Below are 15,060 nucleotides of genomic sequence, written 5' to 3' on the forward strand. Positions count from 1 at the left end.
ATGCAAGATTTCAAAGCTATCGCTAAAGAAGTATTAGAGCTTGAAGCAAAAGAGTTGCTTAATGCCGCCCAAATGATCGGTGATGAGATAAGTGAAGCAACCAACTTAATCGCTAACATCAAAGGCAAATTGATCGTTACAGGGGTGGGTAAAAGTGGACTCATTGGTGCAAAAATTGCGGCAACACTCGCAAGTACAGGCACCAGTAGTTTTTTCCTTCATCCAACAGAAGCCATGCATGGTGATCTTGGAATGGTTGGTAAAGAAGATGCCGTGTTAGCGATTAGTTATAGCGGAGAGAGCGAAGAGCTCATCAAAATATTACCACACATTAAACGTTTTGAAATTCCACTTATTGGAATGGCTCGGACCAAAGAGTCTTCTTTAGGACATTACAGTGATATCTTTTTACCATTACATGTAGAAAAAGAGGCGTGCCCGCTAGATGCTGCCCCAACCTGTTCAACGACACTCACGTTAGCCCTTGGTGATGCATTAGCCGTTTGTTTAATGAAGAAGAAAAACTTTCAAAAAGAAGACTTTGCCTCATTCCATCCAGGTGGAAGTTTAGGTAAACGCCTTTTTGTTAAAGTGAAAGATTTGATGCTAACGCAAGAGCTTCCGATTGTGAACGAAACAACGAGGCTTAAAGATGCGATTATCACCATGAGTGAGGGCAGACTGGGCAATGTGCTTATAACAGATAAGAACAATAAATTGTTAGCAATTTTAAGTGATGGTGATTTACGTAGGGCACTCATGAGAGATGATTTTACGATGGATGCAACTGCGTATGAATATGCTACAAAAAATCCAAAAAAACTAGACGATGAAACGCTTTTAGCAAGTGATGCATTAGCGTTCATTGAAACATACAAAATACAGCTTTTAGCGATTACTGATAAAATGGGTATGCTTAAAGGTGTTTTACATATCCACCATTTAGTGGAAGCAGGAATAAAATAAAATGGAATTAATGAGATTAAATAAAATGATTTCGCACAACACGCATTATTCAAGGCGTGAAGCGGACGAACTCATCAAAGCAGGACATGTGAAGGTCGACGGTCAAGTCGTACAAGACCTCTCCACACAGGTGAGTTTTAAAAATAAAATCGAACTGGGTGGCAAAGCTCTTTTTGAAAAGCATGGTTACTCTGTAATTGTCTATCACAAACAAAAAGGTGAGTTAGTGAGTAAGAAGGATGATCGTGGTCGTAAGACGATTTACGAAACATTGCCTGCACAATTTGGACATTACCTGAGTGTTGGAAGATTGGACTTTGCAAGTGAAGGATTATTGCTTCTGTGTGATTCACCCTCTGTTGTTTCTGCATTAATGCACGGTGATTTAGAGCGTGTGTATTATGTCAAAATCAACGGAATGATAACGCCTGCTATGGAAAAAGCAATGCAAGAAGGACTATTTTTAGAGGATGCACGTAAAGGTGGTCATTCACACAGTGAAATACATTCAATGGATTTTGCACCGTTTCTCTCTTACCGTATCATCAAAAATAGCCCTAATTTTTCAACAATTAAAGTGATGATCAATGAGGGTAAAAACAGAGAGCTTAGACGATTTTTTGGTTATTTTGATGTTGATGTTGTTGATCTCAAACGTGTGAGTTATGGCAAAATTGATTTAGGAATGCTTAAACCAGGTAAACATCGTTATTTCACAGGTAGCGAATACTCAGCGCTGAGAGACTATCTTGAGTACATAAAAAAAGGCAAAGAATAAGGTTAATAAAGTCATGATTAATAACTTTGCCCTCTTCTTTCGCCCAAAAGCGATTGAAGAGTTATCTGGACAAAAGCATCTTAGTGGGGAAAGTAGTCCTTTTCGCAAATTATTAAAATCAGGTTCTATGAGTCATTCACTTTTCTTTGGACCTGCAGGAGTAGGAAAAACAACGTTGGCACGGATTGTCGCCAGTGAGTTACAATTGCCATTTTATGAGCTAGATGCTACCAGTGTGAAAGTTGAAGAGATACGTAAAATTCTTTCTCAACATCGAGGAGCATTGCAAAAACCACTTATCTTTATCGATGAAATTCATCGTCTTTCCAAAACGCAACAAGAAGTGCTTTTACTACCTATGGAAAATCATGAAGCAACCATTATTGGTGCCTCAACAGAAAATCCTTATTTTGTACTTAGTTCTGGTATACGATCACGTATGATGCTCTTTGAATTCTATCCACTTCAAGATGATGATCTTAAAGCAATTGTTGAACGCGTACGAGAGAAAGTTGATTTTTTGGTCGATGAAGATGCGTTGAACTATTTAATTAGTTCCAGTGCTGGTGATAGTCGAGCACTATTAAATCTATTGGAGTTTGCACTTAAAGTAGATTTACATGTAAAGCTTGAAATACTCAAAATATTACGTCCCAGTGCTCTTAAAGATGGCGTGAGTTCTGATAACACGCACTATAACTTAATTAGTGCTATGATTAAGAGTGTTAGAGGCTCAGATGTTGATGCGGCACTCTATTATTTAGCACGTCTTATTGATGGAGGAGAAAGCCCAGACTTCATCGCTAGACGCCTTGTGATCCTTGCAAGTGAAGATATCGGCAATGCTAACCCCAATGCGCTTAATTTGGCTTCTAGCACCCTAACAAGTGTGAGTAAGATTGGTTATCCTGAAGCACGTATCATCTTGTCGCAATGTTTGATCTATTTGGCGTGTAGCCCAAAGTCAAACAGTGCATATAGGGCAATCAATAATGCCTTAGAATACGTGAAAAATGAAAAAGCACTCAAAGTGCCCGCCCATCTCAAAAGTCCTTCTCCTAAAGGGTATCTCTATCCCCATGATTTTGGTGGCTGGGTTGAGCAGAAGTATTTAGAAAAACCACTTCATTTTTATGATAATTTGCCGATAGGGTATGAGAAAACACTCTCTGAGTGGCTCGTTAAAATCAAAACAAAAGATAAACAGTCTTAAAAAGGCAATATGAAATGATCATCTTTGTTATGGAAGTGTTGTAATGGACATTTCAACGACTTCTCTTCTTTCCAATCAGCTTCAAACTCTTGATTCAAAAGCTACTGCCAAAGAAAATGCTACAAAGATAATCCAAAATAGTGCTGATATACCGCTTTCGATAACTGCTCAAAAAAGCACTGCAATGCCAAGTAATGCCCAAGAAGTCCTTGGTCAGTTACTTGGAAGTGCCATCAGCGAAGCAAAATCTAAAAGCGCCATTTTTGAGACTTTGCAGAACAATCCACTTTTTAAAAATATGGGTAATTTTGCAGAAGATATCAAAAATCTTACTTCTTTAGTTAAACTTGACTCTTCCATTGAAAAACCGCTAGCACTTTTACAACTGTTTTCTAAAAATATTGAACAAATTGATGTCAAAATCTTACAAGATCAAGTTAAAAATTCAGGTGTTTTTTTTGAATCAAAGTTAGCTAACATCGTTACTCAAAAAGGTGTAGCCGAGAGTATTCAAACACTCTCGGCTGAGTTAGAAGAACATTTTAGTGGAACAAACAAAGTGGTTTCCCCTCTTGCTAAAGAGATTAATATCATTATGGATCGCTTGAATGTATCACAAGATATTACATCTAAAGAAGCACAAGCAAACTTGAAAAATTTATTGGATCTCTTTCGGCAAAGTGTGAAACAAGAGCTTGCATCAGAGGGTGCATCTGTATTTAAAGAGGTTTATCAAAATGTTCAAAAGCTTGATTACGCGGTAAAACAGATGGATTTGATTAACTCTAAAGTAGAGAATTATCCTGCAAGTATGAATGTTGAAAAAAACTTTACAACACAAGTGAAAGTTCTTTTAGAGCTGATCAAAGAAAACCTAAGTACGTTACAACTTGATGAGCTTCAACCCCAGATTGATGCGTTACTAATAAAAGAAAGCCTTTTAAAAGAGACTAGCAGTGTCCCCCTTACCTCAAAGTTGTTAGCCTCTTCTTCGCCTCTTACATCAAGTGCGGAAGAGGTTTTAAAAACTGTCAAACAACCTCTGGATGCATCTACAACGGATGGGTTAGAAGAAACTACTCTTGTCAAGGAATTACTAGCGTCAACACCCTCCTCTACCTCCTTATCAGCTGCATTGGGTGGGAACGCGCTAAAACCTCCTGAAACTATTGAAGAAGCATTAAAAATAGTTGTCAATCGTATAAAACAACAAATAGATATTCTCAATCCCAAAAGTGCTCAGCAAGCTGATTTTAGTGATAAAAGCAGTGTGTTAGAGCAAAAAATTCATGGACTTATTAAACCAGAATTGTTTGTTGGTAAAGCAATTGCACAAAAATTATCGTTAGATCCTACGGATGTCGAGTTACTCACGGACATGAAAGGGGTTTTAACCAAATTAAGCGATAACCTCTCCGTTTCAGGCCAAAACAAGGAGGCTTTAGAGATTACGAATCGTCTTTTAACGCAGATTGAGTATCACCAGTTAGTTTCATATGTGAGTAGTTCCACGCATTTATACGTTCCTTTTAATTGGGATGGACTTAAGGGTGGTTCCATGATGATGAAACAATCAAGCGATGATAGCTTCCATTGTCAACTTGATCTTGATCTTGAAGCGTATGGTAAGCTTAATATGATGCTTTTACTCTCTGGAGAAAAATACATTGATATTTCTATTGCTGCCCAGAAAAGAGAGCTGAGTGAGAAGATTACAGGGCAATTAAATTATCTAAAACAAGCGTTTAATGAAGTAGGCCTCATAACGGGCAATGTAAAAATGTTAGAGTATAAAGATGTCAGTGTTGTCAAAAATGACTATTTTAGTGGCGAAAAACTTCAATTTGGGATTAATATTACCATATGAATACACCTACACAAAAACCTCAAAAAGCGGTTGCCCTTAAATACGATCGCGAAAAAAGTGGCGCGCCAAAAGTTATTGCATCGGGCAAAGGTGAAGTGGCAAATAATATCATTAAATTAGCGCAAGAGCACGATATTTTTATTAAAAAAGATGCTGACTTGGTGGAGCTTCTCTCTAAAATAGAGCTTAATAAAGAGATACCTCCCATGCTCTACAAAGCTGTGGCAGAGGTCTTTAGTTTTATTTATAAAATAACCGGTGACAAACGAAAATAATCTTTACATGCGTGGGAAAATTATTGTGATTAAATACGCATTAAATTTTTCGAAGCTTGAGACTCAATAAACCAGCATATTCGTGTAATGCCACATAACTGTTATATAAAGCATGACTGTTAGGTAGATAATCCCATTCATCTTTTGTTTTAGCGCTAATTTTAAAGTTAGTTGCAGCAGGAATAACTTTAAATCCAAAATACTCATAAAGTCGAATAGAGCGCATCATATGGTAAGCGGAAGTTACAAGGTAAATCGTTGGCTCATTAAGCCCTACTTTTTCAAAAGCAAGCTTACTAAGTTTGGCATTCTCGTATGTATCCATACTTTTATCTTCTACGTGCAACGAAAATTCCTTAATATTGAGGCTTTTAGAAGTTGGCGTTGGAATTTCTAGGTAGAGTTTGAGTTCTTTGAGACTATCTAAAAAAGCATCACTTTCCAAATATTCTTTGCTTGTTCCTCCTCCACTAAATAAAAGTGGAAGATTATTTGATTTTGCTACCATTAATCCCCACATGACACGCTTATAAGCATCCGTGCTTAGAGGTAAATTAGCCACGCCCAGTGTATTGCCGCCACCAAGAACGATAACCGCATCTACAGGCTGTTTCTCAAGGGTCTTATTAAAAGGAGACTCTAGTGGTGCTAAAAGCCAATCCGACACATATGTTGTGCTCAAAAGATAAAAGATGACAGCATTAGCGAAGAAAAAGATACGAAAGCGTTTGGCATAAAAAGAAGCAAGAACAAAAAGGACAATAAAAATACCTGGTGGTAAAACCAGGTATGCAAAGAGTTTTGAAAGAATGTAAATAGTACTCATGATTAGAGCATAATGGCACTTTTAGGACCAGCTTTAAGCTCGCCGATCACATATCCATCGCTATTTGCGAGAATATCATCTACATTTTCAGGGCTAACCACAAGGATCATACCGACACCCATATTAAATGTACGGTGCATTTCGCTCTCTTCAACGTATTGACTCATAAAATCAAAAATAGGGAGTGTTTTGATTTTAGATTTATAAACTTGCGCTTGTAGACCTTCAGGAAGAACGCGTGGAAGGTTTTCAACAATGCCACCACCTGTGATGTGTGCCAAAGCGTTGATTTTAGATTTAAGTGCTTTAAAGAGTTTAACGTAGATACGTGTTGGTGTTAAAAGAGTTTCAATGAGTGGTTTGCCATCAAATTCTGTCTCAAAAGTGTACCCTAGTTTATCAAAGAAAAGTTTACGCACAAGTGAAAAGCCATTGGAGTGAACGCCAGAGCTTGGAAGTGCAATGAGTATATCCCCTGCTTTCACATGGGGTAAACGATTCATTTCATCTTTCTCAGCAATACCCACGGCAAAACCCGCAAGATCAAAATCTTTACTTTGGTACATACCAGGCATTTCAGCTGTTTCGCCACCGATAAGTGAACATTCAGCTTGAATACACCCCTCAGCAATACCTTTGACAACACTCACCGCAGCATCGATTTCAAGTTTGCTCATTGCGTAGTAGTCAAGAAAAAAAAGTGGAGTTCCAAAGTTACATATAAGATCATTTGCACACATAGCAACCAAGTCAATACCTACAGTATCGTAAATACCTGAATCAATGGCAAGTTTAAGTTTTGTTCCAACACCATCGGTTGCCCCTAAAATAACAGGTTTTTGGTAACCAGATGGCAGTTCGTAAGCGCCTGCAAAAGAGCCGATGCCTCCGATGACATTTTTGTCAAATGTAGATTTGACCAGTGGTTTAATATTTTCGACAAATTGGTTTCCCGCGTCTATATCGACACCAGCGTCTTTGTAGCTGACTGTGCTCATTGATATGCCTTTAGTGAGGTTATTGTTTAATAGATTTTAACAAAACTATGTTAAAATCGTTATAAAAATAGCAAAAGGTACTAGGATTAAATGGCGTATGAACATGCAATTGTTTTAACAGGTGGAATAGCCACGGGCAAAAGTACTGTCTCTACGATGCTAAGGTCTCATGGATTTGAAGTAATCGACGCTGATGTGATCGCAAAAGAGGTTTTGCCTTTGCATGTAAAAGAGGTTGAGGCTATTTTTGGAGATCGTGTGATTAAAGATGGCGTAATTGACCGCAAGGCTCTTGGAACGCTTATTTTTAATGATAAAGCAGAGCGCGAAAAACTCAATGCTTTTTTGCATCCTTTAATTCGACAAGAGATATTTAGACGTTGTGATCTTTTAGAAGAGAAACAGAAGCCTTATATTATCGATATTCCACTCTATTTTGAGAGTGATGGCTACTCGTGTAAGCTGGTTGCTGTTGTGTATGCCCCTGTTGAGGTGCAACGCAAACGGTTAATGGTGCGAGAGAATTTCACCAAAGAAGAGGCACAAAAACGTATTGATGCGCAGATTAGTATTGAAGATAAGAGGATCTTAGCCGATTTTCTCATCAATAACTCCTTTGATATGAAATTCTTAGAGAGTGAAATCGAAAAATTTATTAAATTTGTACGAGGTAAATATGCAAATTGCAAAATATAACGCAAATGGCAATGATTTTATTATTTTTCATACCTTTATTGAAGTTGACCGAAGTGTTTTAGCACAACAATTATGCGATAGACAAAAAGGTATTGGGGCAGATGGTTTGATTATTTTACTGCCGCACAATGAGTATGACTTTAAATGGCAATTTTACAACAATGATGGTAGTGTTGCATCTATGTGTGGAAATGGTACGAGAGCCTGTGCTCACTATGCGGTTACAAACCACTTAGCAGGGACATCTATGTGCTTTTTAACAGGAGCAGGCGTTATAACCTCTGTGGTTGAAAATGATGTTGTTGAGACAGAGTTAACAACACCAAAAGTGTTGAGTGAGTCATTTGAAGAAAATGGGTTAACATGGCATTTTTGTGATACAGGTGTACCTCATTTGGTTACTTTTGTAGCGGATATTGACGGCTTTGACAAAGTGATTGCACGCCAAATGCGCTATAAATACAATGCCAATGTGAATTATGCAATGCTCAAAGAGAATGCTTTACATGTAAGAACATATGAGCGCGGCGTTGAAGACGAAACATTGGCGTGTGGCACGGGAATGGCTGCATGTTTTTACAGTGCATATCGTCAGAAATTGATAGGCGCAAGTGCCAAGGTTTATCCAATCAGTGGGGATGAACTCATTTTACGTATTCACAATGAGAGACTCTTTTTCAAAGGTAGAGTTCAAAAAGTCTTTGAAACGACGTTGGAACTCTAATTTCGTGAAATTTATTTCTACTTTTTTTATCGCTTCTTGCATACTCATCCAGAGTATCCTTTATGCAGGAGGATTATCTTCTGATTATTATCAGATTGAAGATAGTGCAAAGCAGAAAGAAGAATTTATTCGTGAGCTTAAAGTATTAGTTGATAAAGGTAATGATGAAATCAAGAAAGATCGAGAATTCATTACTAATTTTTTTGCAAAAGCAATGCCAGATGCTTTTAGAGGGCTTAATCAGCAAAATGTTGGCTATTTGATATCTCTACGGAATAAATATGGTATAGAATCTCTTTTTGATAGGGATGAATATTTTAAACGGATTGATGTCATTCCTACCTCTTTAGCATTGGCTCAAGCATCGTTAGAAAGTGGCTGGGGGAAAAGTCGCTTTGCAAGGGAAGCCAATAACCTATTTGGTCACTGGACCTATTCAGGTGTTGGTTTAATGCCACAGAATCGAACCATTGGTAAAACGCATATGATTCGTATCTTTGGATCACTTCAAAAGTCCGTGAATTCATATATGCTTAATCTTAACACCAATGATGCTTATATTGCATTTCGAGAGAAAAGATTGCAAGCGCGTAGCAGTGGAAAAAGTTTTGGAGGAATGGAAGCTTCGAAAACAATGGTGAATTACTCTGAATTAAAAGAAGAGTATATTAAGATGATCAAAGAGATGATCGAGCAAAATAACCTACTTATCTACGATAAATAAGTTATTTTAGAGGTTAGCCTCTTTCATAAGTTCTGCTTGATAGTGGGTAATAATAGGATCAATGATTTCATCATACAAACCACCTTCCATAATAGCATCCAAGCGATATAATGTAAGCCCTACTCTGTGGTCGGTAATGCGGTTTTGTGGATAGTTATAGGTGCGAATACGTGCACTCCTATCACCCGATCCTACTTGAATTTTTCGTGCTTCACTCTCTTTGGCATTGCGTTCTTGCATCTGCATATCATAGAGTTTTGCTTTAAGAATTTTCATGGCAGCATCTTTGTTTTTATGCTGTGACTTACCATCTTGATTGACAACAACAAGACCTGTTGGTAGGTGGGTAATCCTTACAGCACTATCGGTTGTATTAACCGATTGTCCACCATTACCACTTGATCTCATAACATCAATTTTTAGATCTTTCTCGAGTATTTCAATTTCAACATCATCGACTTCGGGCATAACTGCAACAGTAACGGCAGAAGTATGAACTCTACCTTGTGATTCAGTTAGAGGAACACGCTGAACTCGATGTACACCACCTTCATATTTCAAGCGTGAAAAAGCACCCTGCCCTTTAATAAGCGCGATGACTTCTTTATAACCATTGAGAACACCTTCGCTCAAAGAGACGACTTCGACTTTCCAGCCACGATTCTCAGCATAACGAAGATACGATTTAAAAAGATCAGATGCAAAAATGGCGGCTTCATCACCACCCGTACCTGCACGAATTTCTAAAAATATATTACGTTCATCATTAGGGTCGGTTGGCAAGAGAAGGAGTTTTATCTCTTCTTCAATCTCTTCTTTACGAGGTTCAAGAACCCTGAGTTCGTCTTTTGCTAATTCACCTAACTCTTCATCGTCAAAAAGAAGTTTATTTTCTTCGATTTGCTCCAATGTTGAAAAATATTCAAGTGTTTTATCTTTGATTTTTTCTAAGCCAGACTGTTCTTTGGAAAGTGCAGTCATATTTTTAATATCAGTTGCGATACTAGGATCACTTAGAAGTGTAGAGAGCTCATTATAGCGTTCAATAAAAGGGAGTAATTTATCTTTCAACATGGGAGGGAACTAAAATAAAGAGGGAGTTGCCGCAAGTTATGCAGCAACACTACCTAGTGTATTAACAAGTTGTGACAATCTACTTACACGACGAGCAGCTGTATTTTTTGTTAAAATACCTTTACCTGCATAAGAATGAAAGTTTTTATTCACATTTTTCAACGCAACTTCAGCTGCTGCTTGATCGCCGGCTTCAACAGCTTCTCTTACAGCACGTGTTAGATTTTTGATTCTAGTTTTATAAAATCTATTTCTCTCAGTGCGTTTTTTTGTTTGTCTAATACGCTTTTCTGCTGACTTGTGGTTTGCCATAGATAAGCCTTTCGTTTTTAAATTTAGGCGTAGATTATATAAAAATAAATATTAAATATAACTTATTTTAAGGGCACTTTAAAATTAAAAGAGCAATTCTTTGGCATGTTTTGGAGATTTTTGTTTAAATATGCTTTTTCACACCAAATTTACATAAATATTTGAGCGAACGACTCTATATTTATACATCATAATAGTTTTATATTTTATCCATATATATGGTGACATGTAAAGATTAAAAAAGTTTTGTTACAATTTGCTAATCATTTTACATGTAAAGAGAAAATAGGAAAAATAATGAAACTTTTTGGAACAGATGGAGTAAGAGGTAAAGCCGGTAAAAAACTGAGTGCTTTTATGGCTATGCGATTAGCTATGGCAGCAGGAATCTATTTTCGTAAAAATTCAATTACCAATAAAATTTTAGTAGGAAAAGACACCAGACGAAGTGGCTATATGATTGAAAATGCAATTGTTTCAGGCTTAACGGCAGTTGGTTATGATGTAAGACAAATTGGACCTATGCCGACACCGGCCATTGCATTTTTAACGGAAGATATGCGTTGTGATGCTGGTATTATGATTAGTGCATCTCATAACCCCTATTTTGATAATGGCATTAAGTTTTTTGATTCGTTTGGCAATAAACTAGGTGAAGCGGAAGAATCAGCAATTGAGAAGATCTATTATGATGATGCTCTTATTGAGGCAAATCAAAAAATCGAGTTTGATATTGGTCGTTCCAAAAGAGTCGATGATGTGATTGGTCGTTATATTGTGCAAATCAAAAATTCATTTCCAAAGAATTTAACACTTAAAGGGTTACGTATTGTTCTTGATACTGCCAATGGTGCGGCTTATAAAGTAGCACCTACTATTTTTAATGAACTTGGGGCTGATGTCATTATTATTAATGATGAGCCAAATGGCAGTAATATTAATCTTAATTGTGGTGCCTTGCATCCTGAAGAATTGGGTGAAGAGGTAAGGCGCTTGAGGGCAGACATAGGTTTTGCATTTGATGGGGACGCAGATAGGTTAGTTGTTGTTGATGAGAATGGCAATCCCATTCATGGTGATAAACTTTTAGGAAAGATAGCAACCTTTTTACAAAGTCAAAACAGACTTGCTAACAAAGGTGTATGTGTTACTGTTATGAGTAATCAAGCGTTAGAAGATTATTTAAGCAAATCAAACATTAAAACTCATCGTTGTGACGTAGGGGATAAGAATGTTTTAGAAGCGTTATATCGGGAAAAAATTAACTTTGGTGGCGAGCAAAGTGGGCATATTATTTTATCGGATTTTGCTAAAACAGGTGATGCGTTAGTTGCGGCTCTTGCTGTTATGCATTGTATGCTCACAGAAAAACAAAAAGTGAGTCAATTGTTCAATCCTTTCGATCTTTATCCTCAACTTCAACAGAATATAAAAGTAGACAATAAAATTCCTCTTATCGAGCTCAAAGGGTATGATATATTAGTATCAGAATTGGAAAGTAAAAAAATTAGAGTGCTTATTCGTTACTCTGGGACAGAAAATTTATTGCGCATTTTACTTGAAGGACAAGACGAAAAGCTTCTTGAAGATCGTATGGACAAAACAGTCAAGTTTTTCAAAAGTGCATTAAATGAATAAAACATGGATTACCATTCTTGCTTCTGTATGTTTCATTTTTATATCTGATCAGATAATCAAAAATGTTTTTTTAGATGGCTTTAGGTGGAATAGTAATTTCTTTTCATTGATCTTAACATACAATAAAGGTGTTGCATTTTCAATGTTTTCGTTTTTGGATGAGTATCTTAAATATTTACAATTATTTTTGGTATCCGCTCTAGGGATTTATCTTCTTTTTCACAAAGAAGTACTTCATTATCATAGTCTTGCTATTGGTATCATTACAGGTGCTGCACTTAGCAATATCTATGACCGATTTATTCATGGGGGTGTAGTTGATTACTTTTTTTGGCATTATGGATTTGAATTTGCCGTTTTTAATTTTGCTGATGTTATGATTGATTTTGGAGTATTTTTAGTTTTGTATCGTTCTTGGAAAATGCCAAAAGAGGCTTAAAAGTACTTTATTGATAAAACATAGTTGCATTTTCATTTTTTTTTGGTATAATCTCAGCTCTTAAAATTGTGTGGCCGCGTAGCTCAGTTGGTAGAGCACTACCTCGACAAGGTAGTGGTCGGAGGTTCGAATCCTCTCGCGACCACCATTTTTTGTTCTCCCGTATGTTTGGGAGTTCATACAAGTAAAAGGATCTTATTATGATGAATGATGTTATAGCCTACAAAGATGGCGCTCTCGTCATCGACACGCAAACTGCTGTTGCCTCCTCAAAGACTTATGAAGACAAAATCTTATTTGACAATTCTAAAGATTCCCTTGAAGTGATTCGTCACTCGTGTGCCCATTTAATGGCTCAAGCGATTAAAGCGTTGTATAAAGATGCACAATTTTTTGTTGGACCTGTTATCGAAGACGGTTTTTACTACGATTTTCGTGTCAATGAAAAGATTGGTGATGCTGATCTTAAAGAGATAGAAAAAAAGATGGCAGAGCTCGCGAATGCCAAGTTGCCAATTGAGAAGAGTTATACTACTAAAGCGGCCGTTACTCAACATTTTGCACACGATGATCTTAAGCAAGAAGTCTTGCTTAGAATTCCTGATGGTGAAGTTTCCATCTATAAGCAAGGGGATTTTGAAGATTTATGTCGTGGACCTCATGTCCCCAATACCAAATATCTAAGATTTTTTAAACTAATTAAAGTAGCTGGTGCATATCTTGGTGGCGATGAAAAACGTGAGATGCTTACACGTATCTATGGTATAGCTTTTGCAGATAAAGAGAGTCTCAAAGATTATGTAACTATGATTGAAGAGGCTAAAAAACGAGATCATCGTAAACTTGGTAATGAACTTAAACTTTTTACGTTTGATGATGAAGTAGGAGCAGGACTTCCTATTTGGCTTCCAAATGGTGGAAAACTTAGAAGTAAGTTAGAACAACTTCTTTTCAAAGCACATCGTAAACGAGGTTATTTACCTGTTCGCGGTCCTGAACTTTTGAAATCAGATGCATGGAAAATTAGTGGGCACTACCAAAATTATGGTGAAAATATGTATTTTACTGTGATTGATGAATCAGAGTATGGTATTAAACCAATGAACTGTTTAGGTCATATTAAAGTATTCCAAAGCGAAGTTCGAAGTTATCGTGACTTACCACTGAAGTTTTTTGAATATGGCGTTGTCCATCGTCATGAAAAAAGTGGAGTATTGCATGGACTTTTTAGGGTTCGTGAATTTACTCAAGATGATGCACATATTTTCTGTACACCAGATCAAATTAAAGAGAATGTTTTAGAAATTTTAAGTTTTGTCGATTCTATTATGAAAGCTTTTGGGTTTAAGTATGAGATGGAAATTTCAACTCGTCCTGAAAAATCAATCGGCGATGAAAAATACTGGGAAGCAGCAACTGAAGGGCTTAAACACGCACTCGATGAAAATGGCATTAAATATGGCATTGATGAAGGTGGTGGAGCATTTTATGGTCCTAAAATTGATATTAAAATTACCGATGCACTCAAACGTAAATGGCAGTGCGGCACTATTCAAGTTGATTTTAATTTGCCTGAGCGCTTTGATATTTCTTATGTGGACGCTAACAATGAACATGCTCGCCCTGTTATGTTACATCGTGCTATTTTAGGCTCATTTGAGCGTTTTATTGGTATTTTGATTGAGCACACATCGGGTGAGTTTCCTTTCTTTATTGCTCCAATTCAAGCAGTAATTGTCCCTATCTCAGATGCACATTTAGATTATGCAAAAAAATTAGCAAATGAGTTGATGTACGAGGGTATTGATGTTGAAGTTTCATCAAAAAATGAGAGTTTAAATAAACGTATCCGAAACGCTGAAACAATGCGTGTACCGATGATCTTAGTTATTGGTGATGCTGAAGTAGAAAGCCAAAGCGTTGCTGTACGTGACAGAAGAGAAAGAACACAGTATAATTTAACAAAAGAAGAATTAATATCAAATATGAAGGAAAAACTGAATGAGGTACACTTTTGAGTAAAGACAAAGACGTAATGCTTAATGAGGATATCAGAGCAAACGAAGTCAGATGTATCGGCGATGATGGAACCCAATATGGGATCATATCTAGAAAAGAAGCTCTTGCAAAAGCGGATGAGCTTGGACTTGATTTAGTATTGATTGCCCCTGATGCAAACCCTCCTGTTTGTAAGATAATGAACTATGGTAAGTTCAAGTACCAACAAGAAAAAAAATTAAAAGAAGCACGTAAAAATCAGAAAATTATTGAGATCAAAGAGATCAAGCTTTCTGTTAAAATTGCGGCTAATGATGTTCATTATAAAGTGAAACACGCCAGAGAATTTTTGGAAGAGGGCAAACATGTACGTTTTAGAGTTTTTCTAAAAGGCCGTGAAATGTCTAATCCTGAGATTGGTGAGCAAGTTTTAGAAAGTCTTTGGCCGATGATAGAAGATATCGCTGAGCGCGAGAAAGCTCCAAAACTTGAAGGACGTTATATTAATATGCTTGTAACTCCTAAAAAGTAA

General features: G+C 36.8%; 16 protein-coding genes and 1 tRNA gene. 13 read left to right on the forward strand and 4 right to left on the reverse strand.

The window, feature by feature from the left end:
- Genes V7Q04_RS00470 through V7Q04_RS00490 form a run of 5 tightly spaced genes read left to right on the forward strand, consistent with a single transcriptional unit; the run spans nt 1 to nt 5,099 of the window.
- A complete protein-coding gene (locus tag V7Q04_RS00470; RefSeq protein WP_333802962.1) occupies nt 1-966 on the forward strand; it encodes a KpsF/GutQ family sugar-phosphate isomerase in 966 nt (321 codons plus the stop codon).
- A gap of 10 nt (nt 967-976) precedes the next feature.
- Nucleotides 977-1,744 (forward strand): pseudouridine synthase, encoded by a 768-nt coding sequence (locus tag V7Q04_RS00475; RefSeq protein ID WP_333803682.1) that lies wholly within the window; start codon nt 977-979, stop codon nt 1,742-1,744.
- A 13-nt stretch (nt 1,745-1,757) separates the two neighbouring features.
- On the forward strand, nt 1,758-2,957 hold the full coding sequence (locus V7Q04_RS00480; protein WP_333802963.1) for a replication-associated recombination protein A: 1,200 nt from the start codon (nt 1,758-1,760) through the stop codon (nt 2,955-2,957).
- 43 nt (nt 2,958-3,000) lie between these two features.
- Nucleotides 3,001-4,824, forward strand: a complete 1,824-nt coding sequence (locus tag V7Q04_RS00485; RefSeq protein WP_333802964.1) for a flagellar hook-length control protein FliK — start codon at nt 3,001-3,003, stop codon at nt 4,822-4,824.
- A complete protein-coding gene (locus tag V7Q04_RS00490) occupies nt 4,821-5,099 on the forward strand; it encodes an EscU/YscU/HrcU family type III secretion system export apparatus switch protein (RefSeq protein WP_333802965.1) in 279 nt (92 codons plus the stop codon). The genes V7Q04_RS00485 and V7Q04_RS00490 overlap by 4 nt, the downstream gene beginning before the upstream one ends.
- 40 nt (nt 5,100-5,139) lie before the next feature.
- On the opposite strand, the gene V7Q04_RS00495 is transcribed toward V7Q04_RS00490, so the two are convergent.
- Nucleotides 5,140-5,925 carry a YdcF family protein gene (locus V7Q04_RS00495; protein WP_333802966.1) on the reverse strand — a complete coding sequence of 262 codons (786 nt, stop codon included), beginning with the start codon at nt 5,923-5,925 and terminating at the stop codon, nt 5,140-5,142.
- Between the two features lie 2 nt (nt 5,926-5,927).
- Complete coding sequence (gene purM / locus V7Q04_RS00500; protein WP_333802967.1) at nt 5,928-6,923, reverse strand: phosphoribosylformylglycinamidine cyclo-ligase; 996 nt, start codon at nt 6,921-6,923, stop codon at nt 5,928-5,930.
- A 90-nt stretch (nt 6,924-7,013) separates the two neighbouring features.
- Here purM and coaE point away from each other — a divergent pair, with 90 nt between their 5' ends.
- From coaE to V7Q04_RS00515, 3 genes are read left to right on the forward strand one after another with little or no spacing between them, the layout of a single operon-like run.
- Nucleotides 7,014-7,619, forward strand: coding sequence for a dephospho-CoA kinase (coaE, locus tag V7Q04_RS00505; protein WP_333802968.1), 606 nt, complete (start codon nt 7,014-7,016; stop codon nt 7,617-7,619).
- Nucleotides 7,600-8,343, forward strand: coding sequence for a diaminopimelate epimerase (gene dapF / locus V7Q04_RS00510; protein ID WP_333802969.1), 744 nt, complete (start codon nt 7,600-7,602; stop codon nt 8,341-8,343). Before coaE ends, dapF begins: the two co-directional genes overlap by 20 nt.
- Before the next feature lie 4 nt (nt 8,344-8,347).
- Nucleotides 8,348-9,067, forward strand: coding sequence for a glucosaminidase domain-containing protein (locus tag V7Q04_RS00515; protein ID WP_333802970.1), 720 nt, complete (start codon nt 8,348-8,350; stop codon nt 9,065-9,067).
- Between the two features lie 6 nt (nt 9,068-9,073).
- On the opposite strand, the gene prfA is transcribed toward V7Q04_RS00515, so the two are convergent.
- Both prfA and rpsT read right to left on the reverse strand, forming a co-directional pair.
- Nucleotides 9,074-10,141: a peptide chain release factor 1 gene (gene prfA, locus V7Q04_RS00520; RefSeq protein WP_333802971.1), complete on the reverse strand. Its 1,068-nt coding sequence runs from the start codon at nt 10,139-10,141 to the stop codon at nt 9,074-9,076.
- Nucleotides 10,142-10,177: 36 nt separating this feature from the next.
- Nucleotides 10,178-10,453, reverse strand: coding sequence for a 30S ribosomal protein S20 (gene rpsT, locus V7Q04_RS00525; protein ID WP_025343336.1), 276 nt, complete (start codon nt 10,451-10,453; stop codon nt 10,178-10,180).
- A gap of 297 nt (nt 10,454-10,750) precedes the next feature.
- Between rpsT and glmM the strand changes: the two genes are divergently transcribed.
- From glmM to infC, 5 genes are all read left to right on the forward strand, one after another.
- Nucleotides 10,751-12,091, forward strand: coding sequence for a phosphoglucosamine mutase (gene glmM, locus V7Q04_RS00530; RefSeq protein ID WP_333802972.1), 1,341 nt, complete (start codon nt 10,751-10,753; stop codon nt 12,089-12,091).
- A complete protein-coding gene (gene lspA / locus V7Q04_RS00535) occupies nt 12,084-12,530 on the forward strand; it encodes a signal peptidase II (protein ID WP_333802973.1) in 447 nt (148 codons plus the stop codon). The genes glmM and lspA overlap by 8 nt, the downstream gene beginning before the upstream one ends.
- 72 nt (nt 12,531-12,602) lie before the next feature.
- A tRNA-Val gene (locus tag V7Q04_RS00540) sits at nt 12,603-12,678 on the forward strand.
- A 52-nt stretch (nt 12,679-12,730) separates the two neighbouring features.
- The gene (gene thrS / locus V7Q04_RS00545) at nt 12,731-14,548 is read left to right on the forward strand and encodes a threonine--tRNA ligase (RefSeq protein ID WP_333802974.1); all 1,818 of its coding nucleotides are present in this window, start codon (nt 12,731-12,733) and stop codon (nt 14,546-14,548) included.
- Nucleotides 14,545-15,060, forward strand: a complete 516-nt coding sequence (infC, locus tag V7Q04_RS00550) for a translation initiation factor IF-3 (protein ID WP_333802975.1) — start codon at nt 14,545-14,547, stop codon at nt 15,058-15,060. Before thrS ends, infC begins: the two co-directional genes overlap by 4 nt.

Origin of the sequence: Sulfurospirillum sp. (genome assembly GCF_036802865.1) — a bacterium.
GTDB lineage: Bacteria > Campylobacterota > Campylobacteria > Campylobacterales > Sulfurospirillaceae > Sulfurospirillum.